Here is a 16,352-nt window from a genome sequence, read left to right as displayed (position 1 = left end):
GTCGTCATCCACCCCGCTGGTCTCCCCATGCAACACCTCCGGATCAAGGTGTTGCGACGACCAGTTGAATCCGCCCTGGCCGCCCTTGTCGCTGTGATGAATCACGCCCACCTCAGGGCGGCGCTGGTGCAGCGCCATCGCCAGCGCGTCCGTCACCAACTCGGTGCGCATGTGATCGGCCATCGCCCAGCCGACGATCCGCCGGGAGAACACATCCAGCACCACCGCCAGGTAGACAAAGCCCTGCCAGGTTGGCACGTAGGTGATGTCAGCGGTCCAGATGCGGTTCGGCTCGGCCGCTGTGAAGTCCCGCTTGACCAGGTCAGACGCCGCCGCAGCCTGCCGATCGGCGACGGTGGTACGACAGCCCTTGCGGCGAGTCACCCCGGCCAGCCCAGCGGCGCGCATCAGCCGGGCCACCCGCTTGCGGCCCACCCGGATCCCGTCGATGTCCCGCAGGTCGGCGTGGATACGGGGCGCCCCGTAAATCTCATCGGAGGCCTGGTGATGCCCGCGGATCTTCTCCGTCAGCACCTGGTCCTGGCGGGCCCGCTCCGATGGCCCGCGCTGCTGCCGGACGGCCCAGGCGTAGTAGCCCTGGCGCGACACACCCAGCACCCGGGCCAGCAGGGAGACCTCGTGGTGGTCCTTCTCCGCATCGATCAGCCGGAATTTCATCTCGGCAGATCCGTCTCCCGCGCGAAGAAAACCGCGGCCTTACGCAAGATCTCCTTCTCCTCGCGCAGGATCTTGTTCTCCCGCCGCAGCCGGGCCAGCTCGTCCTTCTCGGCGCTGGTCAGGCCGTCTTGGCGACGGCCGTCATCCAGATCAGCCTGGCGCACCCAGGTACGGATCGACTGCGCGGAGGGCTGGAACTCCTTGGCCAGCTCCTCCGGCGTCCGTCCCGCGCGCACCAGCTCCACCATCTGCCGGCGAAACTCCGGCGGATAGTTGTTCGGCACAGCAGACTCCTTCTTCCGGGAACCAGGGTTCCCCAGAGATCAGCTGTCCACCAAACCGGGCCAACTCCACAGGTCACAGCGACGCCAGTGTGACTGAGCACGCTAGTTGGCCACTCTGAGCATCCCAGTTGGCCGCAGAAGTCAGGCGTCGAAGCGACGGCGGGCGGCCTCTATGTGACCGAAGTACCGGCGGGTCCAGCCGCACATCCCGTCGACCGTCGCTCGCAGAGCCTGGCCCGGCTCAGTGAGGGTGTATTCGACCCGCGGCGGGACGGTGGGGTACACGGTGCGCGCGACCAGGCCGTTGCGCTCCAGCATGCGCAGGTTCTGGGTGAGCATCTTGTGGCTGATGCCCTCGACCTCATTCCGCAGCTCACTGAAGCGCAGGGTGCGATCACCGAGACCCTCGACGATCAGGAACGCCCACTTGTTGGCCACGTCCGAGAAGATCTCCCGCGCCAAGGAGCCCGCACGCGCCAGGTCTGCATCCTCGGGCGAGCCTGTGAACTGCTTGGTCACCATAAGGTTCTCCAGTCACGAAAAAGTGCGTTCTTCCACGTCGGCGGCCAGTCTCTTACAGTTCCTGAGTAACCACAAGAGAGCATGAGCGTCTTGGTCGGGCGGACGCGAGCCCACAGGCGCTCAGAACGAGGAGACAGGCACCATGGCCATCACCTTTGTCAACCCCGGCGGCTTGCCCAAGATCGATGTCTACCGGCAGGTGGCGATCGCATCCGGGTCGAAGCTGATCTTCATCGCCGGACAGGTCGCCTGGGACGCCGAGGGAGTCACGATCGGCGAAGGCGACCTCGCCGCACAGGTCGAGCAGAGTTACCTCAACGTCGGCACCGCCCTGGCCGAGGTCGGCGGGTCCTTCGACGACGTGGCGAAACTGACCTTCTACGTCGTCGACTGGACCCCCGACAAGATGCTCCCGCTCCTGGAAGGCATCTCCCGGGCAGCCGCGAAGCTGGGGGTCACCCCGGCCCCGCCGACCACGCTGATAGGCGTTGCGGCACTGGACGTCCCCGACCACCTGGTCGAGATCGAAGCCACCGCGATCCTCGACTGAACAGATGGCCGCTCGCCGAGCACCGAAGCGGCCAACTGCGGCGCTCAGCGGCCAACCAGCGAGCGCAGTAACAAACAGCCACGGCGAAACTCAGCGGCACAGGGTGTGCATTGTGTACACCTATGCCCCATGGCTCACAACGACACCGACCCGGCCGCCCCGGACACGGCCCCACCTGAGACGGCGATCGGACAGCCGCCGGCGGCGCGGGAACTGGGAATCCATGAGGCGCGCGGGCAACTCGGCGAGCTCGCCGACCGTGCCCGCTACCTCGATGAGATCACAACCTCAACGACCGGTCAGGAGCCCAAAGGGCTGGCGAGAACTGTGACGTTGGTGAAGTCAGGAAGAGCTGCCAGCGACTCACGCAGCGGCTCCGACCCCAAACCAGCCAAATTCAACTCCTGGCCACCGGAATCCGCCACACCACCATCGTGACCATCCATTCCTGAGCCCATCGGACCTCCCAAACACACCATCAAGATCCGAGGAAACCTATCCGACTGTTCACCCAAAAGGTGCCATCTTAACAGCGTGATGACCTCGTCGGCCTCCACATCGGCGACGCCGGTGTCCACGGCCGGCCAGGTGGCAAGGCCACGTGGGGCCCACCCGCCACGCAGCACTGCGACGCCTCATCGCAACAGCCGATCGCTGATCGATCACCTCTCCACACGCTCGAAAACCTTCGCGCCGGACCCCACCATGCTCGGCATGCTGGGGCTTACTTGCCTGACGTGCCTGACAGACCCCCAAGCGGCTGACCAGCAGGTTCGCTTGACAACCCCAGATAACCGCGGTGCCCGCGGAGGCGGCCCGCTCACGCGGCCAGCTGCCGAACACTGTCGAACAGTCGGCCGCCGAGGCCGAGCAGGCCCGGCGCGACTACGAACGACTGCACCGCGCCGCCGACGCGCGGCGGTGGTCGAGCCGGTGGGATCGGGTGCGCCGGGGAACGTCACGACGGACAGGGGCCGCGCCTCCTGCACGTCAATGTGACACATAATGCTGCCGAGTCGCCTGCGCGGCGGGGGATGCCGAGCTGGGCGGACACGATCCAACGACAGCGAGTATTCAGTGTGAACGTTGATCATTTGTCAGACACTCCCTAGCGCGGGCCAGATCCTGCGAGAGCGATTCGCGGAGGTTCTGAAAGCAAAGATCGAGGACTGGCGGACGCGCGTCATACTTGCGGTGACCGCTCCAATAGGGCAGACATGTCATAGTTGCGCCCCGAATGAACGGTCTCGATGGTGGGATCGGACGGAGAGAGGTCGTGTGGAGCTGCGCGACATCGAGATCTTCCTGACCCTTGCCGAGGAGCTGCACTTCGGCCGCGCGGCGGAACGGTTGCATGTCTCCGTGGCGGCGGTCAGCAAGGCGCTCAAGAAGCAGGAACGAGCCATCGGCGTCGAGCTCTTCGCCCGGGACAGCCGCAATGTACGGCTCACGCCGGTGGGCGAGCAGCTCCGCGACGACCTGCGCCAGCTGCATCAGGGGTTGGCGCAGAGCCTGGAGCGGGCTCGGCTGGCCGCACGCGGCAAGACCGGCACGCTCCGGGTGAGCCTGTTTCCCGTCAACGTCCAGGAGCTGCGCCGGTACTGGGAGACCTTTCGCGCCCGCCACCCGCAGTGGGAACTGCGCCTGCGGATGTCGGGTTATGCGGATCCCTTCGCTCAGTTGCGCAACGGGGAGGCCGACATCCTGGTCACCTGGCTACCCGTGGAGGAGCCCGACCTGACCGTGGGTCCCTTGCTGTTCGCCGAGCCGAGGGTGCTGGCCGTGGCTGCCGACAACGCCCTCGCCAAGTGGTCCACGGCCTCCCTGGAGGCGGTCAGCGACTATCAGCACGTGGTTATCGAACCGGTGCCTGACAACTGGTTCGACCGCTACGTTCCCGAGCTCACTCCGAAGGGCCGGTCGATCGACCGCACAACTCTTGTGCACAACGTCGAGGACATCTTCATGCACACGGCCATGGGGGATGCGGTCTCCCTCTTCCCGGTTCACGTGACCCGCTACTTCCCGCGCCCCGGCATCGTCTATCTGCCTGTCACGGACATGGAGGCGCTGCCGTACGGGCTGGTGTGGCGCAGCGATGCGGAGAACGACATGATCCGCGCCTTCGCCGGCGTGGTGCGCGAGCTGGGACCACTGCCCGTCTGAGACCGTCAACCCGGGGTTAACGACCGTTGCGATAGTCGCCGTTGATCCGCAGCACTGCCCGGCGTGATGCTTGATCCATCCAAAGGCACGCCTGTCGGGAGGTGAATGGGGACATGTCCTTTTCTGGTGCTGTGGCGTGAACATCGTCTCTTCCGCTGTATCCCTGACCGTCGCCGACCCGGCTGCTTCCAGCCGGTTCTTCACCAGTCATCTCGGCTTCCGCGAAATCCTGGTCGGCGAGAAGTTCATCGCGCTGGGCCGTGACGACGGGGCCGTCGACCTGGTCCTGGTGGAGCGCGACCTTGAGCGGTGGCAACCGGGACAGGGACTGGCAGATGCGGTCGTGGTGTTCGCGGTCACCGGCCTCGCCGCCGAGTACGAGCGGCTGCGCCGTGAAGGCGCCACCATCACCATCCCGCTCCGGCGGGAGCCGTGGGGTGAGCTGCTGATGCAGCTCACCGACCCCAACGGCGTGGCGATCCAGCTCACCGAGTGGATTTCCCCGATCACGGACTGACTCCGGACCGGCCGACCTGGTCGTGTCGTTCACCGTCACCGGCGTCACCGCTGACCATGCGGTGTCGTGTCAGTGACTGTGTCAGCGGCCGTGTCAGGACGGCAACGGCCCGGTATCAGAGCGGTCGGCGATGGTGGATGCCATGAACGGTTCAGCGATTGCGGCCTCGAAACTGGGTGCGATCTTCTCGGGCGAGCCGACCTGAGCAATTCAGACACCCCGGGCCTCGGCAGGACCGCACCCACCATCGGTTCGTTGAAGTGAATTTTCTCATTGGTTTAAAGGAGCATGCAATCATGTCCGTCACCCTTAATGAGCAGGACACGCTCACTCTGCGGACCGCCGCGTGGGGGGCCGTCTCGCTGATGGCCGCCGCTGGTGCCGCCGGCTCGCCTCATAAGGCCGCCACCGAGGCCAGCATCGCTCTGACCTCCGCGACCGGCCTGGTCGGGCACGTGCTCGCCAAGGCGCCCAAGGGCCTGAACGGCAAGTCCACCGCCGCCCTGGCCGATCAGGTGCTGCCGGCCCTGACCGCGGCCATGCGCCTGCTCAAGGAGCAGGCGCCGGCAGAGGTCGACAACTTCCGGCGAACTGTCATCGTCGCCGTCGAAGCAGCCGCCCGGCCCCAGAAGGGCGAGGTCAGCCCCACCGTGGCGGAGATGGCCCGCAAGATCACCGAGGCCCTCGACGTCGCTTCGGGCACGCTGGGGGTGGCCACCCTGGACAGCAGTGTGGCCGTGCCGCCAGCCGCTGCAGGGCAGGATCGCCCGGAGTTGCAGAAGCTCATCCAGGAGATGGTCGATTCCGGTTTCGTCGGGGTGACGCTGCGTGTACACGATGAGCGGGGCGAGTGGGCCGGCAGCGCCGGGGTGCGCGAGCTGGGCCAGAGCGAGAAGCCGCCGGTGAACGGGCATTTCCGGATCGGCAGCAATACCAAGACCTTCACCGCGACCGTGGTGCTGCAGCTGGTGGCCGAGGGCAGGATCGGGCTGGACACTCCGGTGGATGACTACCTGCCCGAGTTCGGGCTGGACCGGCGGATCACGGTGCGGATGCTGCTGCAGCACACCAGCGGGGTGTTCAACTTCACCGGCGATTACTATCCCGAGTACGTGCCGGGGATCGTCTATCAGGGCCGGGAGTGGGTGGAGGACCGGTTCAAGACCTACCGGCCGGAGGAACTGGTCCGGCTGGCGCTGTCCAAGCCGGCGCGGTTCGAGCCGGGGACCGACTGGAGCTACTCCAACACCAACTACGTGCTGGCCAGGCTGCTGGTCGAGAAGGTCACCGGCCGCTCGCTCGGCGAGGAGATGCAGCGGCTTGTCCTGGGGCCGCTCGGGCTGTCGGGCACGGTGGTGCCGGACACTTCGACGGACGTTCCCGAGCCGCACGCCCACGCCTACTACCGGTATGAGGAGAATCGCCAGGAGAAGGTGGTCGACGTCACCCGCCAGAACCCGTCCTGGATCTCCACCGGTGGCGACATGATCTCAACCACCCAGGACCTGCACACGTTCATCTCCGCGCTGGTGGGCGGCAGGCTGCTGCCGGCCGAGCTGCTGGCCGAGATGTGCACGCCGGAGCCGAAGGCCGGCTACGGCCTGGGTGTGTTCGTGCAGGACGCGCCGGGCGGCGGCACCGTCATCACCCACAACGGCGGCATCACGGGCCACGCGGGGCTGATGTACAGCACGCCCGACGGCAGCAAGACCCTGACCGCCTCGCTGAACTACGTGGACGACGCCGCGCTGTCCATGGGAGAGGCGTTCCAGAAGGCGACGCAGCGGCTGGTGCAGGAGGTGTTCGGCGGCGGGCAGGCCGGGTCGGCTCTGTAGAGCCGGCCCAAAGGACAGGGCCGAGCACCGTGGCCCCGTACGGGCCACGCCGGCTCGCTCACTCCTGCCGACTGCCGACTGCCGACGCCCGCCGGCATGGACGGCCAGGTCCACCCGGACCACACGCTGCGGCTGGTCGACAGACCCATCGCCGCTGACAAGGATTTTCAGCTGATCATCATGGCCGGGGCCGGGCACCGACTCATCGACTGTCTGCACTACTTCCTCGAGCGCGCCTGAACTTCCTGATAGGCGAGCTGATGGGCACGCAGCCGCCTGCCCTCCATCCGGGCCCCATCCTCATCGATCCCGAATTGCTCGGCGAGCTGTTCGCCTGAGCGCGACACCGAAGGACAAGGAACCATGAAAACCCAATCCCCACCAGCGACCACGCAGACCAAGGTCTTGCGGCGAGTGACGGTCACGGCGCTGGCGGCCGCGCTGCTGGCCGGGGCGGCTGTGGCCGCACCCGCTGTGGCCGCCGCGGACAGCAGCGCGGCCGTGCCGAAGGCCGCGGTCGGCCAGGATCGCCAGGAGCTGCAGAAGGCAACGCAGGCGTTCGTCGATGCCGGCTTCCTCGGGGTGCAGGTGCGCGTGCACGATGAGCGGGGCGAGTGGGCCGGCAGCGCCGGGGTGCGCAAGCTGGGCCAGAGCGCCAAGCCGTCGACGAACGGCTCGTTCTGGGCGGGCAGCATCGTCAAGCCCGTCACCGCGACCGTGGTGCTGCAGCTGGTGGCCGAGGGCAAGATCGGGCTGGACGCCCCGGTGGCCGGCTACCTGCCCGAGCTCGGGCTCGACCGGCGGATCACCGCGCGGATGCTGCTGCAGCACACCAGCGGGTTGTTCAACTACACCGGTGACTTCGACCCTAACGGGACGTACGTGCCGGGGATCTCCGCCGCGGGCAAGGAGTGGCTGGACAACCGGTTCCGCAGCTACCGGCCCGAAGAGCTGGTACGGCTGGCGTTGTCCAAGTCGGCGAGGTTCGCGCCGGGGACGGACCAGATTTACACCAACACCAACTACACGCTGGCTCTGCTGCTGATCGAGAAGGTCACCGATAGCTCCTACACCGAGGAGCTGCGGCGGCGAATCCTGCGGCCGCTCAAGATGCGGGGCACCATGGTGGCGGGCAACCGGACGCAGCTGCCCGGACCGCACGCCCACGGCTACTACCGGTATGAGGACGCCGATCAGCAGAAGGTGGTCGACATCTCCCGCCAGAACCTCTCCCTGCTGACCGGCGCCGGCGACCTGATCTCGACGACCCAGGATCTGGCCACGTTCTTCTCCGCGCTGAACGGCGGCAAGCTCCTGCCGGCCAAGCTGCTGGCCGAGATGCGCACACCGCACCCGAAGATGGGCTACGGCCTCGGGCTGTTCGTGCAGGACCTGGGCCCGGACTGCGGCACCGTCTACCAGCACAACGGCAGCCCCCCGCACGGCTTCGGGGCGTTCATGTACAGCTCACCTGACGGCAAGACGACCCTGACCGCCTCGGTGACCTGGGTGGACGAGGCCACCAGGGGCCCGGCAAAGGACTACAAGAAGCTGGTGGACAGGCTCGTCCAGGAGGTGTTCTGCGGCGGGCAGACCGCGGATTGACGAGGCCAAGCCGGCTCTGCCGGCTCAGTAGACGGGGCCGGGCACCTTGGACGCGTACGCCTTGAGGGTGGCCTGCTTCCGGTCGTGCATCAGGTAGAGCGCGATCGGGATCCGATCAGCTCACGGGCTGGGCCGGCGCCACGGCGGCTTCGTCGTGGTCACGCAGCATGCGCAGGACGTGGTGGGTGAGGGGTGCCGGCCCTTCTTGCCCTTTGATGCCCCTTCCAGGGTTCGGTCGCGGATGTATTCGCGTTCCATTCCCGACAGCTCGCGCAGCGCCGAGCGCCGAGGCGGTCGTCGCTTCTCATCCGATGTGGCAGATTCCGGAAGGGCGGGCTTACCTGCGTGCTCCATGACGGCAACAGGGGATGTCTCCGTTCCCTGCCCGCCACATCGGATGAGAGGAATCACCTCTTCGCCGCCGTCTCCGTCGGAGCGCGTGAGAATCGCCGGCTCGGCTGTGACCTCACGGCATGCGGATTCCCGCACTTATATCGCGGCTGAACATGAGTACGCGTATGCACAAGCACTCCAGTCAGGGCGGAACCTGCCGGACGCTACTTGTCCATCAACTCGATCCACTCGTTCACCAGCTTCTCCAGCGCCTCTTTGCTGGCCGCCACCTGTTCCATGTTGCGGAGCTTGGCGTAGGCCTTCCCCTTCGGACCAGCTTCCAGCAGGCCGGATTCGTCCTTGAGCAGGGAGCCCTGGTGGAAGATAACGGCGACGTAGTCCTTGATCCGCGGGTTGAAGGTGGCCAGTTCCTCCTTGTAGGCAAAACTGGGCCCTCCCCATTTAACGTCTTCTTCGATTTTGGGATTGGCGCTGATGATGGCCCTGATGGCTTCCATCTCTTCCTTTAACGGGTGGTCGAGCTTACCCAGGAAGTCGTCAACCTTTTTTGAATTGGACATTTTCCCAATCTAGCACCATGTCCTCGGAAGCAGCATCTCCCAAAGTGCTCCCTTCTGGGCTCACTCGCGTGGCCCACGACGGCAACACAGGCGGTGTCTCCCTTGCCGGCGACGGCCGTCCTCGAGAAACGGGACCACCGGTGTGATCCGCTCAACCCCGGACTTGGCGCCAGTGTGATGCACCAGGATCAGTGGCATGCACTGGTTGGCAGAGCCCCGGGCTCAGCGATGGAGGGCGGTCTCCTGCTCCATGTGCGACAGCTTCTCAGGATTGCGCACGGCGTAGAGCCCGGTGATGAGGCCGTCGTCGATGCGCACCGCCATGACGGTGTCGATCTCGCCGTTGAGCTGGAGGATCAGCGCCGGGTAGCCATTGACCTGTGCCGGCCGCAGTGACACCGCGGGGGCGATCCTGCCCAGCAGGTCGGCCACGCTGCCGGCTCCCACGACGGGCGCCAGTGCGGCCAGCTTGACTCCGCCACCGTCAGCCAGGAGGACGACGTCCGGTGCGAGGATGTCGAGCAGGCGTTGCAGATCGCCTGTTTCGACCGCCCGCTGGAACGCCTCGAACGCGCCGCGGGCCTCGGCCGGGGAAACGACCCCGCGCGGTCGGCGCGACGCGACGTGTGCCCGCGCCCGGTGCGCGATCTGGCGGACCGCGGCCGGGCTCTTGTCAACGGCTTCCGCGATCTCGTCGTAGCCCAGATCGAACACCTCGCGCAGTACGAACACCGCCCGCTCGGTCGGCGCGAGCGTCTCCAGCACCAGCAGCATCGCCATCGAGACGCTGTCGGCCAGTTCGACGTCCTCGGCCACGTCGGGCGCGGTCAGCAGCGGCTCGGGCAACCAGGGGCCGACGTAGGACTCCTTGCGCCGGCCCAGCGTACGCAGCCGTTTCAGCGCCTGGCGGGTGGTGATCCGGACCAGGTAGGCACGCTCGTCCCGCACCGTGCCGAGGTCGACGCCCGCCCACAGCAACCAGGTCTCCTGCAGGACATCCTCGGCGTCGGCGGCCGAGCCGAGCATCTCGTAGGCGACCGTGAACAGCAGGTTGCGGTGGGCGAGGAACGCCTCGGTGGCTGAGTCAATGCGGCTGCCACCAGCGAGGGGACCGGCTGTGTCCGTCGGTTGCTCGCTGCGTTCGCTCATTGCTGGTTCCTGCCTGTTCGTTCTCGACCGTGCCATGCATAAGACGCCGGTCCCCACCGCTTTGTGACACCCATGATCGGTGACGTACGTCACACAACCGCGCTGTCACAAGGATCGGGTCGCCGGGATCTCTTGCTCGTCAGGACGCCGCGTCAACGATCCACGCGGCAAGCAACACCACGAGTGAGGACCACATCATGGAACCCCGTATCGACCTGATGGCCAACGCGCTCGGCGCCAAGATCGCCAAGCGGATCTACAACGTCGCCCTGGCGATCCAGCAGTCGCCGCTACCCCAGGCCACCCAGGACCTGGTGATGCTGCGGGCAAGTCAGATCAACGGCTGCGGTTTCTGCGTCGACTACCACACCAAGGACGCCGCCGCGGCCGGGGAGAGCGCGGTCCGGCTCCACCTGGTCGCCGCCTGGCGCGAGTCCACCGTGTTCACCGAGGCAGAGCGGGCCGCGCTGGCGCTCACCGAGGAGGGCACCCGGATTGCCGACGCCCACCACGGCGTGTCCAACGAGACCTGGGCCCAGGTGCGCGAGCACTATGACGACGATCAGATCGTCGCGCTGGTCTCCCTGATCGCCATGATCAACGCGAACAACCGGCTCAATGTGATCGTGCGCAACCCAGGGGGCTCCTACGAGCCCGGCATGTTCGCCGGCATGGCGAACTGACCGGCAGGCCAATCCCCAGGATCTTGCCCATCCGGAGGGCCCGCGCACCTCACCGACCCACCATCCGAACCAGGCCGCTCATGGGCCTCCCGCCCGGCACTCCTCGCCGCTCCGACCCGCCATCCCAACCAGGCCGCTCATGGGCCTCCCGCCCGGCACTCCTCGCCGCTCCGCCCAAGCGGCCGGCGAGTACCGGTCGGCGTGGGACCAGGCCGACCGACTCCGCGGTGCCACCGAGCAGCTCGCCCTGGCGCTGGTGCGCGACGCGCTCGCCGACGGCGCTGATTGGTGGTCACTGGCCGAGATCCTCGCGACGCGAGGCATATCGTCGCGTGGTCGAAGATCCCGTCTCGCCCGCCCGGCAGCGTCCGCATCTGGCGGTCGTGCTGACGGCCGGGCTCTGGTCGACGCACGAAGTGCGCGAAGAATACGGCATCGACATTGGCGAGCTGCTGGTCGCGAGGGCTGGTCAGGTTGACCTTCGGGGGCCTTCGGTGTCGAGCCTCTCCGAGGCCGCGGGTCCTCGTCCTCCTGGCAGACCTCGCCCATCCAGTTCGTCGCGGCGACCACCGCCAGCCGATGCTCACCCCCGTTGGTGGTGCGTGAGCAGTTGAGTGAGCAGGCGGATCAAGGTCTGCCTGTCCTCGGCCGGAAGCGGCCCGAGTAGGTCGTCCTGCACCTTGTCAAGTGCTCGGTCCATGCGTCGCAGCTGCCGATCACCCGCCGTGGTGAGGGTCACTATGTTGCGCCTTCGGTCATCCGGGTCCGGCGTGCGCTCGACGAAACCCTGCTTGGCCAGTTCGTTGATCGCCGCCACGACGTCGCTGCGGTCCATGTTGCACCTGCGGCCAAGCTCGGTCTGGCTGGCCACCCCGAACTCGTCCAGCGCGGACAGGATGCGGTAGTGGTACCCACGCGCGCCCACCTCGCCGAAGCCGTCAGACGCCAACCGGTGGGCGTGCACTGCCAGCTGGGTGAGCAGCCAGCTTGGCTTTGCGGTCAGGCGTGCGGGTGTCTCTTCCACGACAGCCACCATACATCGTTGGCGCAGCCAATAAATCTGCGTATAGTGGGTGTCGCCAATGTTGGAGGCACCAACGAAGGAGGATGTCATGTCCACGGAGACTTGGATCGCCGACCGTATCGAGATCGCCGACCTGTTCACCCGCTTCGCGCTCCTGCTCGACGAGAAGCGGTGGGAGGATGCAGACACCGTCTTCGCCGACGATGTGGCGATGCACTCACCGCGCGGAGGCGAACTCCGCGGCATCGACAAGGTCGTCGGCTTTATGCGACAGGGTGAGGTCGAGGGGCAGCACGCCCAGCACACGACCACTGACCTGCTGGTGACGGTCGACGGCGACCAGGCGTCCGCCTCGGCGAACTCACTCGTGTACTACTACCGCGACGGCCAAGCACCCCACTTCACAGGCGGGCTGCGAATGGCCTCCACCGCCGTACGGACGCCGGCGGGCTGGCGACTCCGCGAGGTGCGGATCATGCCCGTTTGGACACGCGAGAACTGATCTCTTTCCGGGAAGCCGTGGACCCCACGGGGGTGTGGCACGCACCACCGCAAGCATGTCGTCTGGGTAGCGGTCAGACGGCGATTGGGGGCGGAATGGGTCGATGACGCCCCCCAAGCGGCGGATGGGCGCCGGCCGCCACCGCCTCACGGCCATGTTCGAAACCGGCACCCGGTACACCGTCGCCGTCCGCACCGACCCCATCGACCCCGACATCGGCTCGTCCGAACATTTGGGCGCCGAATGAATCCCCCTGGAGTCAAAACCATGATCAAGCCGTTCCGCATCGACATCCCCCAGGCTGACCTCGACGACCTGAACGACCGGCTCTCCCGCACCCGTTGGCCCAACGAGGTCGCCGACGCCGGGTGGGACTACGGCTTCCCGCTGGCGCGGCTCAAGGAACTGGCCGAATACTGGCGCACCGGCTACGACTGGCGCGAGCACGAGGCCAAGCTCAACGAGCTTCCGCACTTCACCACCGAGATCGACGGCCAGAACATCCACTTCGTCCACGTCCGGTCTTCGAAACCGGACGCGCTCGCGCTGATTCTCACCCACGGCTGGCCCGGTTCGTTCCTGGAGTTCCTCGACGTGATCGAGCCGCTGTCGCGCGACTTCCACCTGGTGATTCCGTCCATCCCGGGTTTCGGCTTCTCCGGGCCGACCCACGAGCGCGGCTGGGATATCGTCCGGGTCGCGCGGGCCTGGGCCGAGCTCATGCGCCGTCTCGGGTACGAGCGCTACGGCGCGCAGGGCGGCGACTTCGGCTCGGGCATCTCAACGGCGCTCGGCGCGGTGGCACCTAAGCAGGTCGTCGGGGTGCACATCAACTACCTGCCGACCGCGCCGGTTCCGGACGCCGACATCGAACTGTCCGAAACGGATGAAGCTCGGCTGGACAAGGTCAGGCAGCTGATGGCGAATCGTCCGCCGTACCAGGCTCTGCAGGCCACCACTCCGCAGACCATCGGCTACGCGCTGACCGACTCGCCGGTCGGCCAGTTGGCCTGGATCGCCGAGCGCTTCGCACAGTGGACGGACCCACGCTCGCAGATCAGTGACGAGCGGATGCTCACCGACATCTCGCTGTACTGGCTGACCGCCACCGCGGCTTCCTCGGCGCGGCTGTCCCGCGAGGCTCCGCGGCGGCTCGAGCCGTGCCCGGTACCGGTTGGCGTGGCGGTGTTCGCGCACGACATCACGCAGTCGGTGCGACCGCTGGCCGAGCGGCTGTACGACATCAGGCACTGGTCGGAGTTCGAGCGCGGCGGCCACTTCGCCGCGATGGAGGTGCCGGAGCTGCTCGCCGAGGACGTCCGGGACTTCTTCCTTACGCACATCAAGTAGGACTACCGGGGCACCACCCGCTTGGAGACCCTGCCAGGGAGGCGCGTGCCGTGGACGAACGGCGGAAGGCGGGGCCATGTCCCTCCTCGCGGACCGGATAGCCCTGGGCCTTCAGCCGGCGGACTGCGGCGTCCAGGTACACGGTCGCACAGCGTGACGCAGTTCAACACCAGGCCGAGCACGCCGAGCCGGTGCTCCAGGCCACGCTCATACCGGTGCAGCACAGTCACCACGTCGTAGGCACGGACGGGCCGGTGTAGATCGAGGCGACCACCCGTTGGATGTCCTCCTAGTTCCGGCGGACCTCGGCCAGGTCCACCCGGCCGCGGGCGAAGGTGTTCAACGCGCCGTAGTTCCGGCGTCCGGCCCGTTTCCCCGGCCCGCCCTCCGCACCGGAGGCCGCGACGACCCCACGTAGGCGATCGACATGCTCCGGAACCTAGCATCGCTAGTGCAAATGTCTATGCTCTGTTAGCCTCGCTCTCGTTCCTAGCGCTGCTAGATATGTGGAGTCATGCCATGCTCACCACCATTGCGTACGGCCTTGCCATCATCCTCAACCTGATGTGCCTGGTCATCGGAGCCCGCTTCCTGCTCGTTCCGTACGCCGCCGCCGCGGGCTACGGCGTCCCCGCCAAGACGGACCGCGCCTACCTGACGATCAAGGGCCTGCGTGACGGCACCTATGGCCTGGTCGGCCTGGCCCTGCTGGTCTTCGCCGGCGCCCGCGCCGAGGCCTGGTTCATACTCATCGCCACCCTGCTTCCGCTGGGCGACACCCTGATCGTGCTGCGCAACGGCGGCACCAAAGCGGCCGCGTTCGGCATCCACTTCGCCACCGCCGTGATCATGCTGCTCACCGCCGCCCTGCTCTTCGCCGTCTGATTCCCCGTCACCAACGCAAAGGACGCGATCATGTCCCTGATCGTCCCCGACTTCACTGACACCGTGATCGCAGCGCCCACGTCACGCTGCGAGCGGCGCCCCGAACCATCGCGACAGGGCCGCGCGAAGGCCCTCGCGGTCATCGGGGCCGGGCCGGGTGGACGCCGAGGCCCAGGCGATGTGGCAGTCCGGGCGCAGCAGCAGGGCGGTGGCCGAGGCGGCAGAGTCGTGGGGGAGCGCTGTGACCGGGTCGTGGAGGCGGGCTGTGACGACGTCCACCCGGTCGCGCCATCCGGGCAGCTCCCCGGCGAGTGATCCCTCCTTGGTCAGGTCCAGCAGCAGCGGCCGGGCGTGCCCGGTGAGGGCGGCGAGCCGGACGGGACCGGTACTGGTGTCTAGTAGCAGGTCGGGGGCCCACTGGCCGATCAAGGGGTGGGCGTCTCCCGCTCCCATGTCGTAACGGATGTCGGCGCCGGCCATCATGTCCGCGATGTGCTGGACGTTGCGGCGGTCGCCGAGCAGCTCGGTGAACAGCTCGCGCAGCGCCGTGACCTCGTTTCCGGGCGTGATCAGCGCCGACTGGGCCTGCGTGTGCATGACCACTCGCTCGGAGGCCGGCCGCCGTTCGGTCTCGTAGCTGTCCAGCAGCCCAGGCGGGGCCCAGCCGCGGATCTCGGCGGCGAGCTTCCAGCCCAGGTTGACCGCGTCCTGCAGGCCCAGGTTGAGCCCGGGCCCGCCGATCGCGCTGTGCACGTGCGCGGCGTCGCCGACCAGCAGGATCCGGCGCTCCCGGTACCGGTCGGCGATCCGCGTGTTGCCGCCGGTCAGCCTGCGCCGCAGGAACGGGCCCTCGCCCGTGGGCTCGCCGAGTGGCAGGTCGGAGCCGAGCACCCGGCGGACGCTGTCGCGCATCTCGTCCAGGGTCGGCGGCCGCTCGTCGCCGGGCGGGTCCATGGGCCACTCCATGGTGCTCACCAGCGGCGGCTTGCCGGGCAATGGGGCGTACACGAACAGCCCACGCTCGGTGCGGTGGTGCATGAACGGCGGGATGTGCCCGTAGCCGGGCACGTTCAGCCCTCCGGTGGCCGGATCGACCATCGTGTCCAGCACTGTGACGTGCGCGGTGCGGGAGACCGCGGTGTCCCTGGTCACCCCGGGAAAGCCGATGCCGGCCAGCTTGCGCGTCAGGCTGCTGCCGCCGTCCGCCCCGACCAGGTAGCGGGCGTTCATCCGGTAAGGACCGGTCGGTCCTGCGATCTCGATCGTGACCGCGTCGTCCTGCTGCGACAGCCCGGTGATCTCGTGTCCCCGGCGGATCTCGACGTCGAGCTCGACCGCGCGTTCCTCCAGGACTTCTTCGATGCGGAGCTGCGGCACTGGCAGCAGATAGAGCGGATTGTCCTCCAGCACACTCAGGTTCAGCGGCAGCGCCCCGAACACGAAGCCGGGCGCGGGGTGCGGCGGTTCCTTGGAGCCGCTGAGGCGCTCGTACAGTCCGCGCCGTTCGAGGACCCGCACCACCTGACCGACCAGGCCGTTGGCCCGGTTCTCCCGGGTGCGTTCGGGCCGCCGCTCCAGCACCACCGGCCGTACGCCGGCGAGGCTCAGTTCGCAGGCCAGCATCAGCCCGTTCGGGCCGCCTCCGGCGATGACGACATCGGCAGACATGGCATTCCTCCTTGAAAATG

19 protein-coding genes are annotated in these 16,352 nt (G+C 67.4%); 11 read left to right on the top strand and 8 right to left on the bottom strand.

What is annotated here, in order from left to right; genetic code table 11:
- From ACTMTI_RS50560 to ACTMTI_RS50550, 3 genes are all read right to left on the bottom strand, one after another.
- The coding region (locus ACTMTI_RS50560; RefSeq protein ID WP_441128061.1) for an IS3 family transposase at positions 1–678 on the bottom strand (678 nt) is incomplete at its 3' end.
- A complete protein-coding gene (locus tag ACTMTI_RS50555; RefSeq protein WP_170247524.1) occupies positions 675–962 on the bottom strand; it encodes a transposase in 288 nt (95 codons plus the stop codon). The genes ACTMTI_RS50555 and ACTMTI_RS50560, both read right to left, overlap by 4 nt.
- Before the next feature lie 141 nt (positions 963–1,103).
- Complete coding sequence (locus tag ACTMTI_RS50550; RefSeq protein ID WP_441128060.1) at positions 1,104–1,484, bottom strand: winged helix-turn-helix transcriptional regulator; 381 nt, start codon at positions 1,482–1,484, stop codon at positions 1,104–1,106.
- A gap of 142 nt (positions 1,485–1,626) precedes the next feature.
- Between ACTMTI_RS50550 and ACTMTI_RS50545 the strand changes: the two genes are divergently transcribed.
- Positions 1,627–2,034, top strand: coding sequence for a RidA family protein (locus tag ACTMTI_RS50545; protein WP_441128059.1), 408 nt, complete (start codon positions 1,627–1,629; stop codon positions 2,032–2,034).
- Between the two features lie 299 nt (positions 2,035–2,333).
- Here ACTMTI_RS50545 and ACTMTI_RS50540 read toward each other — a convergent pair whose 3' ends face one another.
- Complete coding sequence (locus tag ACTMTI_RS50540) at positions 2,334–2,612, bottom strand: hypothetical protein (protein WP_441128058.1); 279 nt, start codon at positions 2,610–2,612, stop codon at positions 2,334–2,336.
- Between the two features lie 700 nt (positions 2,613–3,312).
- On the opposite strand from ACTMTI_RS50540, the gene ACTMTI_RS50535 reads away from it, so the two are divergent.
- The 5 genes from ACTMTI_RS50535 to ACTMTI_RS50515 all read left to right on the top strand — a co-directional run bounded on the left by ACTMTI_RS50535 (position 3,313) and on the right by ACTMTI_RS50515 (position 8,157).
- Positions 3,313–4,200 (top strand): LysR family transcriptional regulator, encoded by an 888-nt coding sequence (locus ACTMTI_RS50535; RefSeq protein WP_441128057.1) that lies wholly within the window; start codon positions 3,313–3,315, stop codon positions 4,198–4,200.
- Positions 4,201–4,336: 136 nt separating this feature from the next.
- A complete protein-coding gene (locus ACTMTI_RS50530) occupies positions 4,337–4,717 on the top strand; it encodes a VOC family protein (protein WP_441128056.1) in 381 nt (126 codons plus the stop codon).
- A gap of 296 nt (positions 4,718–5,013) precedes the next feature.
- The gene (locus tag ACTMTI_RS50525) at positions 5,014–6,552 is read left to right on the top strand and encodes a serine hydrolase domain-containing protein (RefSeq protein WP_441128055.1); all 1,539 of its coding nucleotides are present in this window, start codon (positions 5,014–5,016) and stop codon (positions 6,550–6,552) included.
- A gap of 96 nt (positions 6,553–6,648) precedes the next feature.
- On the top strand, positions 6,649–6,792 hold the full coding sequence (locus tag ACTMTI_RS50520; protein ID WP_441128054.1) for a hypothetical protein: 144 nt from the start codon (positions 6,649–6,651) through the stop codon (positions 6,790–6,792).
- Between the two features lie 123 nt (positions 6,793–6,915).
- Complete coding sequence (locus ACTMTI_RS50515) at positions 6,916–8,157, top strand: serine hydrolase domain-containing protein (protein ID WP_441128053.1); 1,242 nt, start codon at positions 6,916–6,918, stop codon at positions 8,155–8,157.
- Positions 8,158–8,714: 557 nt separating this feature from the next.
- Here the strand turns inward: ACTMTI_RS50515 and ACTMTI_RS50510 are convergent.
- Together ACTMTI_RS50510 and ACTMTI_RS50505 are read right to left on the bottom strand one after the other, a co-directional pair.
- Complete coding sequence (locus ACTMTI_RS50510) at positions 8,715–9,071, bottom strand: DUF1801 domain-containing protein (protein ID WP_441128052.1); 357 nt, start codon at positions 9,069–9,071, stop codon at positions 8,715–8,717.
- A gap of 222 nt (positions 9,072–9,293) precedes the next feature.
- Positions 9,294–10,220 (bottom strand): RNA polymerase sigma-70 factor, encoded by a 927-nt coding sequence (locus ACTMTI_RS50505; RefSeq protein WP_441128051.1) that lies wholly within the window; start codon positions 10,218–10,220, stop codon positions 9,294–9,296.
- 197 nt (positions 10,221–10,417) lie between these two features.
- Between ACTMTI_RS50505 and ACTMTI_RS50500 the strand changes: the two genes are divergently transcribed.
- A complete protein-coding gene (locus tag ACTMTI_RS50500) occupies positions 10,418–10,903 on the top strand; it encodes a carboxymuconolactone decarboxylase family protein (RefSeq protein ID WP_441128050.1) in 486 nt (161 codons plus the stop codon).
- Between the two features lie 583 nt (positions 10,904–11,486).
- Here the strand turns inward: ACTMTI_RS50500 and ACTMTI_RS50495 are convergent.
- The gene (locus tag ACTMTI_RS50495; protein ID WP_441128049.1) at positions 11,487–11,927 is read right to left on the bottom strand and encodes a MarR family winged helix-turn-helix transcriptional regulator; all 441 of its coding nucleotides are present in this window, start codon (positions 11,925–11,927) and stop codon (positions 11,487–11,489) included.
- An 88-nt stretch (positions 11,928–12,015) separates the two neighbouring features.
- On the opposite strand from ACTMTI_RS50495, the gene ACTMTI_RS50490 reads away from it, so the two are divergent.
- The 4 genes from ACTMTI_RS50490 to ACTMTI_RS50475 all read left to right on the top strand — a co-directional run bounded on the left by ACTMTI_RS50490 (position 12,016) and on the right by ACTMTI_RS50475 (position 14,664).
- A complete protein-coding gene (locus ACTMTI_RS50490) occupies positions 12,016–12,429 on the top strand; it encodes a nuclear transport factor 2 family protein (RefSeq protein WP_441128048.1) in 414 nt (137 codons plus the stop codon).
- 103 nt (positions 12,430–12,532) lie between these two features.
- Positions 12,533–12,676 carry a hypothetical protein gene (locus ACTMTI_RS50485; protein WP_441128047.1) on the top strand — a complete coding sequence of 48 codons (144 nt, stop codon included), beginning with the start codon at positions 12,533–12,535 and terminating at the stop codon, positions 12,674–12,676.
- 20 nt (positions 12,677–12,696) lie between these two features.
- The gene (locus ACTMTI_RS50480; protein ID WP_441128046.1) at positions 12,697–13,779 is read left to right on the top strand and encodes an epoxide hydrolase family protein; all 1,083 of its coding nucleotides are present in this window, start codon (positions 12,697–12,699) and stop codon (positions 13,777–13,779) included.
- Positions 13,780–14,298: 519 nt separating this feature from the next.
- Positions 14,299–14,664 (top strand): DUF4267 domain-containing protein, encoded by a 366-nt coding sequence (locus tag ACTMTI_RS50475; RefSeq protein ID WP_441128045.1) that lies wholly within the window; start codon positions 14,299–14,301, stop codon positions 14,662–14,664.
- 81 nt (positions 14,665–14,745) lie between these two features.
- Here the strand turns inward: ACTMTI_RS50475 and ACTMTI_RS50470 are convergent, their stop codons facing one another.
- On the bottom strand, positions 14,746–16,332 hold the full coding sequence (locus ACTMTI_RS50470) for an FAD-dependent monooxygenase (protein ID WP_441128044.1): 1,587 nt from the start codon (positions 16,330–16,332) through the stop codon (positions 14,746–14,748).
- Positions 16,333–16,352: the final 20 nt, after the last annotated feature.

The sequence above is a fragment of the Nonomuraea sp. H19 genome (assembly GCF_052068215.1).
Lineage (GTDB): Bacteria > Actinomycetota > Actinomycetes > Streptosporangiales > Streptosporangiaceae > Nonomuraea.
This window is presented reverse-complemented; position numbering and strand designations above follow the sequence as displayed.

Bases quoted from the DNA above. Each gene is read 5' to 3' on its own strand.
- ACTMTI_RS50500 (WP_441128050.1), top strand. From the start codon at position 10,418: ATGGAACCCCGTATCGACCTGATGGCCAACGCGCTCGGCGCCAAGATC.
- ACTMTI_RS50475 (WP_441128045.1), top strand. From the start codon at position 14,299: ATGCTCACCACCATTGCGTACGGCCTTGCCATCATCCTCAACCTGATG.
- ACTMTI_RS50470 (WP_441128044.1), bottom strand. From the start codon at position 16,332: ATGTCTGCCGATGTCGTCATCGCCGGAGGCGGCCCGAACGGGCTGATG.
- ACTMTI_RS50550 (WP_441128060.1), bottom strand. From the start codon at position 1,484: ATGGTGACCAAGCAGTTCACAGGCTCGCCCGAGGATGCAGACCTGGCG.
- ACTMTI_RS50510 (WP_441128052.1), bottom strand. From the start codon at position 9,071: ATGTCCAATTCAAAAAAGGTTGACGACTTCCTGGGTAAGCTCGACCAC.
- ACTMTI_RS50545 (WP_441128059.1), top strand. From the start codon at position 1,627: ATGGCCATCACCTTTGTCAACCCCGGCGGCTTGCCCAAGATCGATGTC.
- ACTMTI_RS50520 (WP_441128054.1), top strand. From the start codon at position 6,649: ATGGACGGCCAGGTCCACCCGGACCACACGCTGCGGCTGGTCGACAGA.
- ACTMTI_RS50515 (WP_441128053.1), top strand. From the start codon at position 6,916: ATGAAAACCCAATCCCCACCAGCGACCACGCAGACCAAGGTCTTGCGG.
- ACTMTI_RS50505 (WP_441128051.1), bottom strand. From the start codon at position 10,220: ATGAGCGAACGCAGCGAGCAACCGACGGACACAGCCGGTCCCCTCGCT.
- ACTMTI_RS50490 (WP_441128048.1), top strand. From the start codon at position 12,016: ATGTCCACGGAGACTTGGATCGCCGACCGTATCGAGATCGCCGACCTG.
- ACTMTI_RS50480 (WP_441128046.1), top strand. From the start codon at position 12,697: ATGATCAAGCCGTTCCGCATCGACATCCCCCAGGCTGACCTCGACGAC.
- ACTMTI_RS50485 (WP_441128047.1), top strand. From the start codon at position 12,533: ATGACGCCCCCCAAGCGGCGGATGGGCGCCGGCCGCCACCGCCTCACG.
- ACTMTI_RS50525 (WP_441128055.1), top strand. From the start codon at position 5,014: ATGTCCGTCACCCTTAATGAGCAGGACACGCTCACTCTGCGGACCGCC.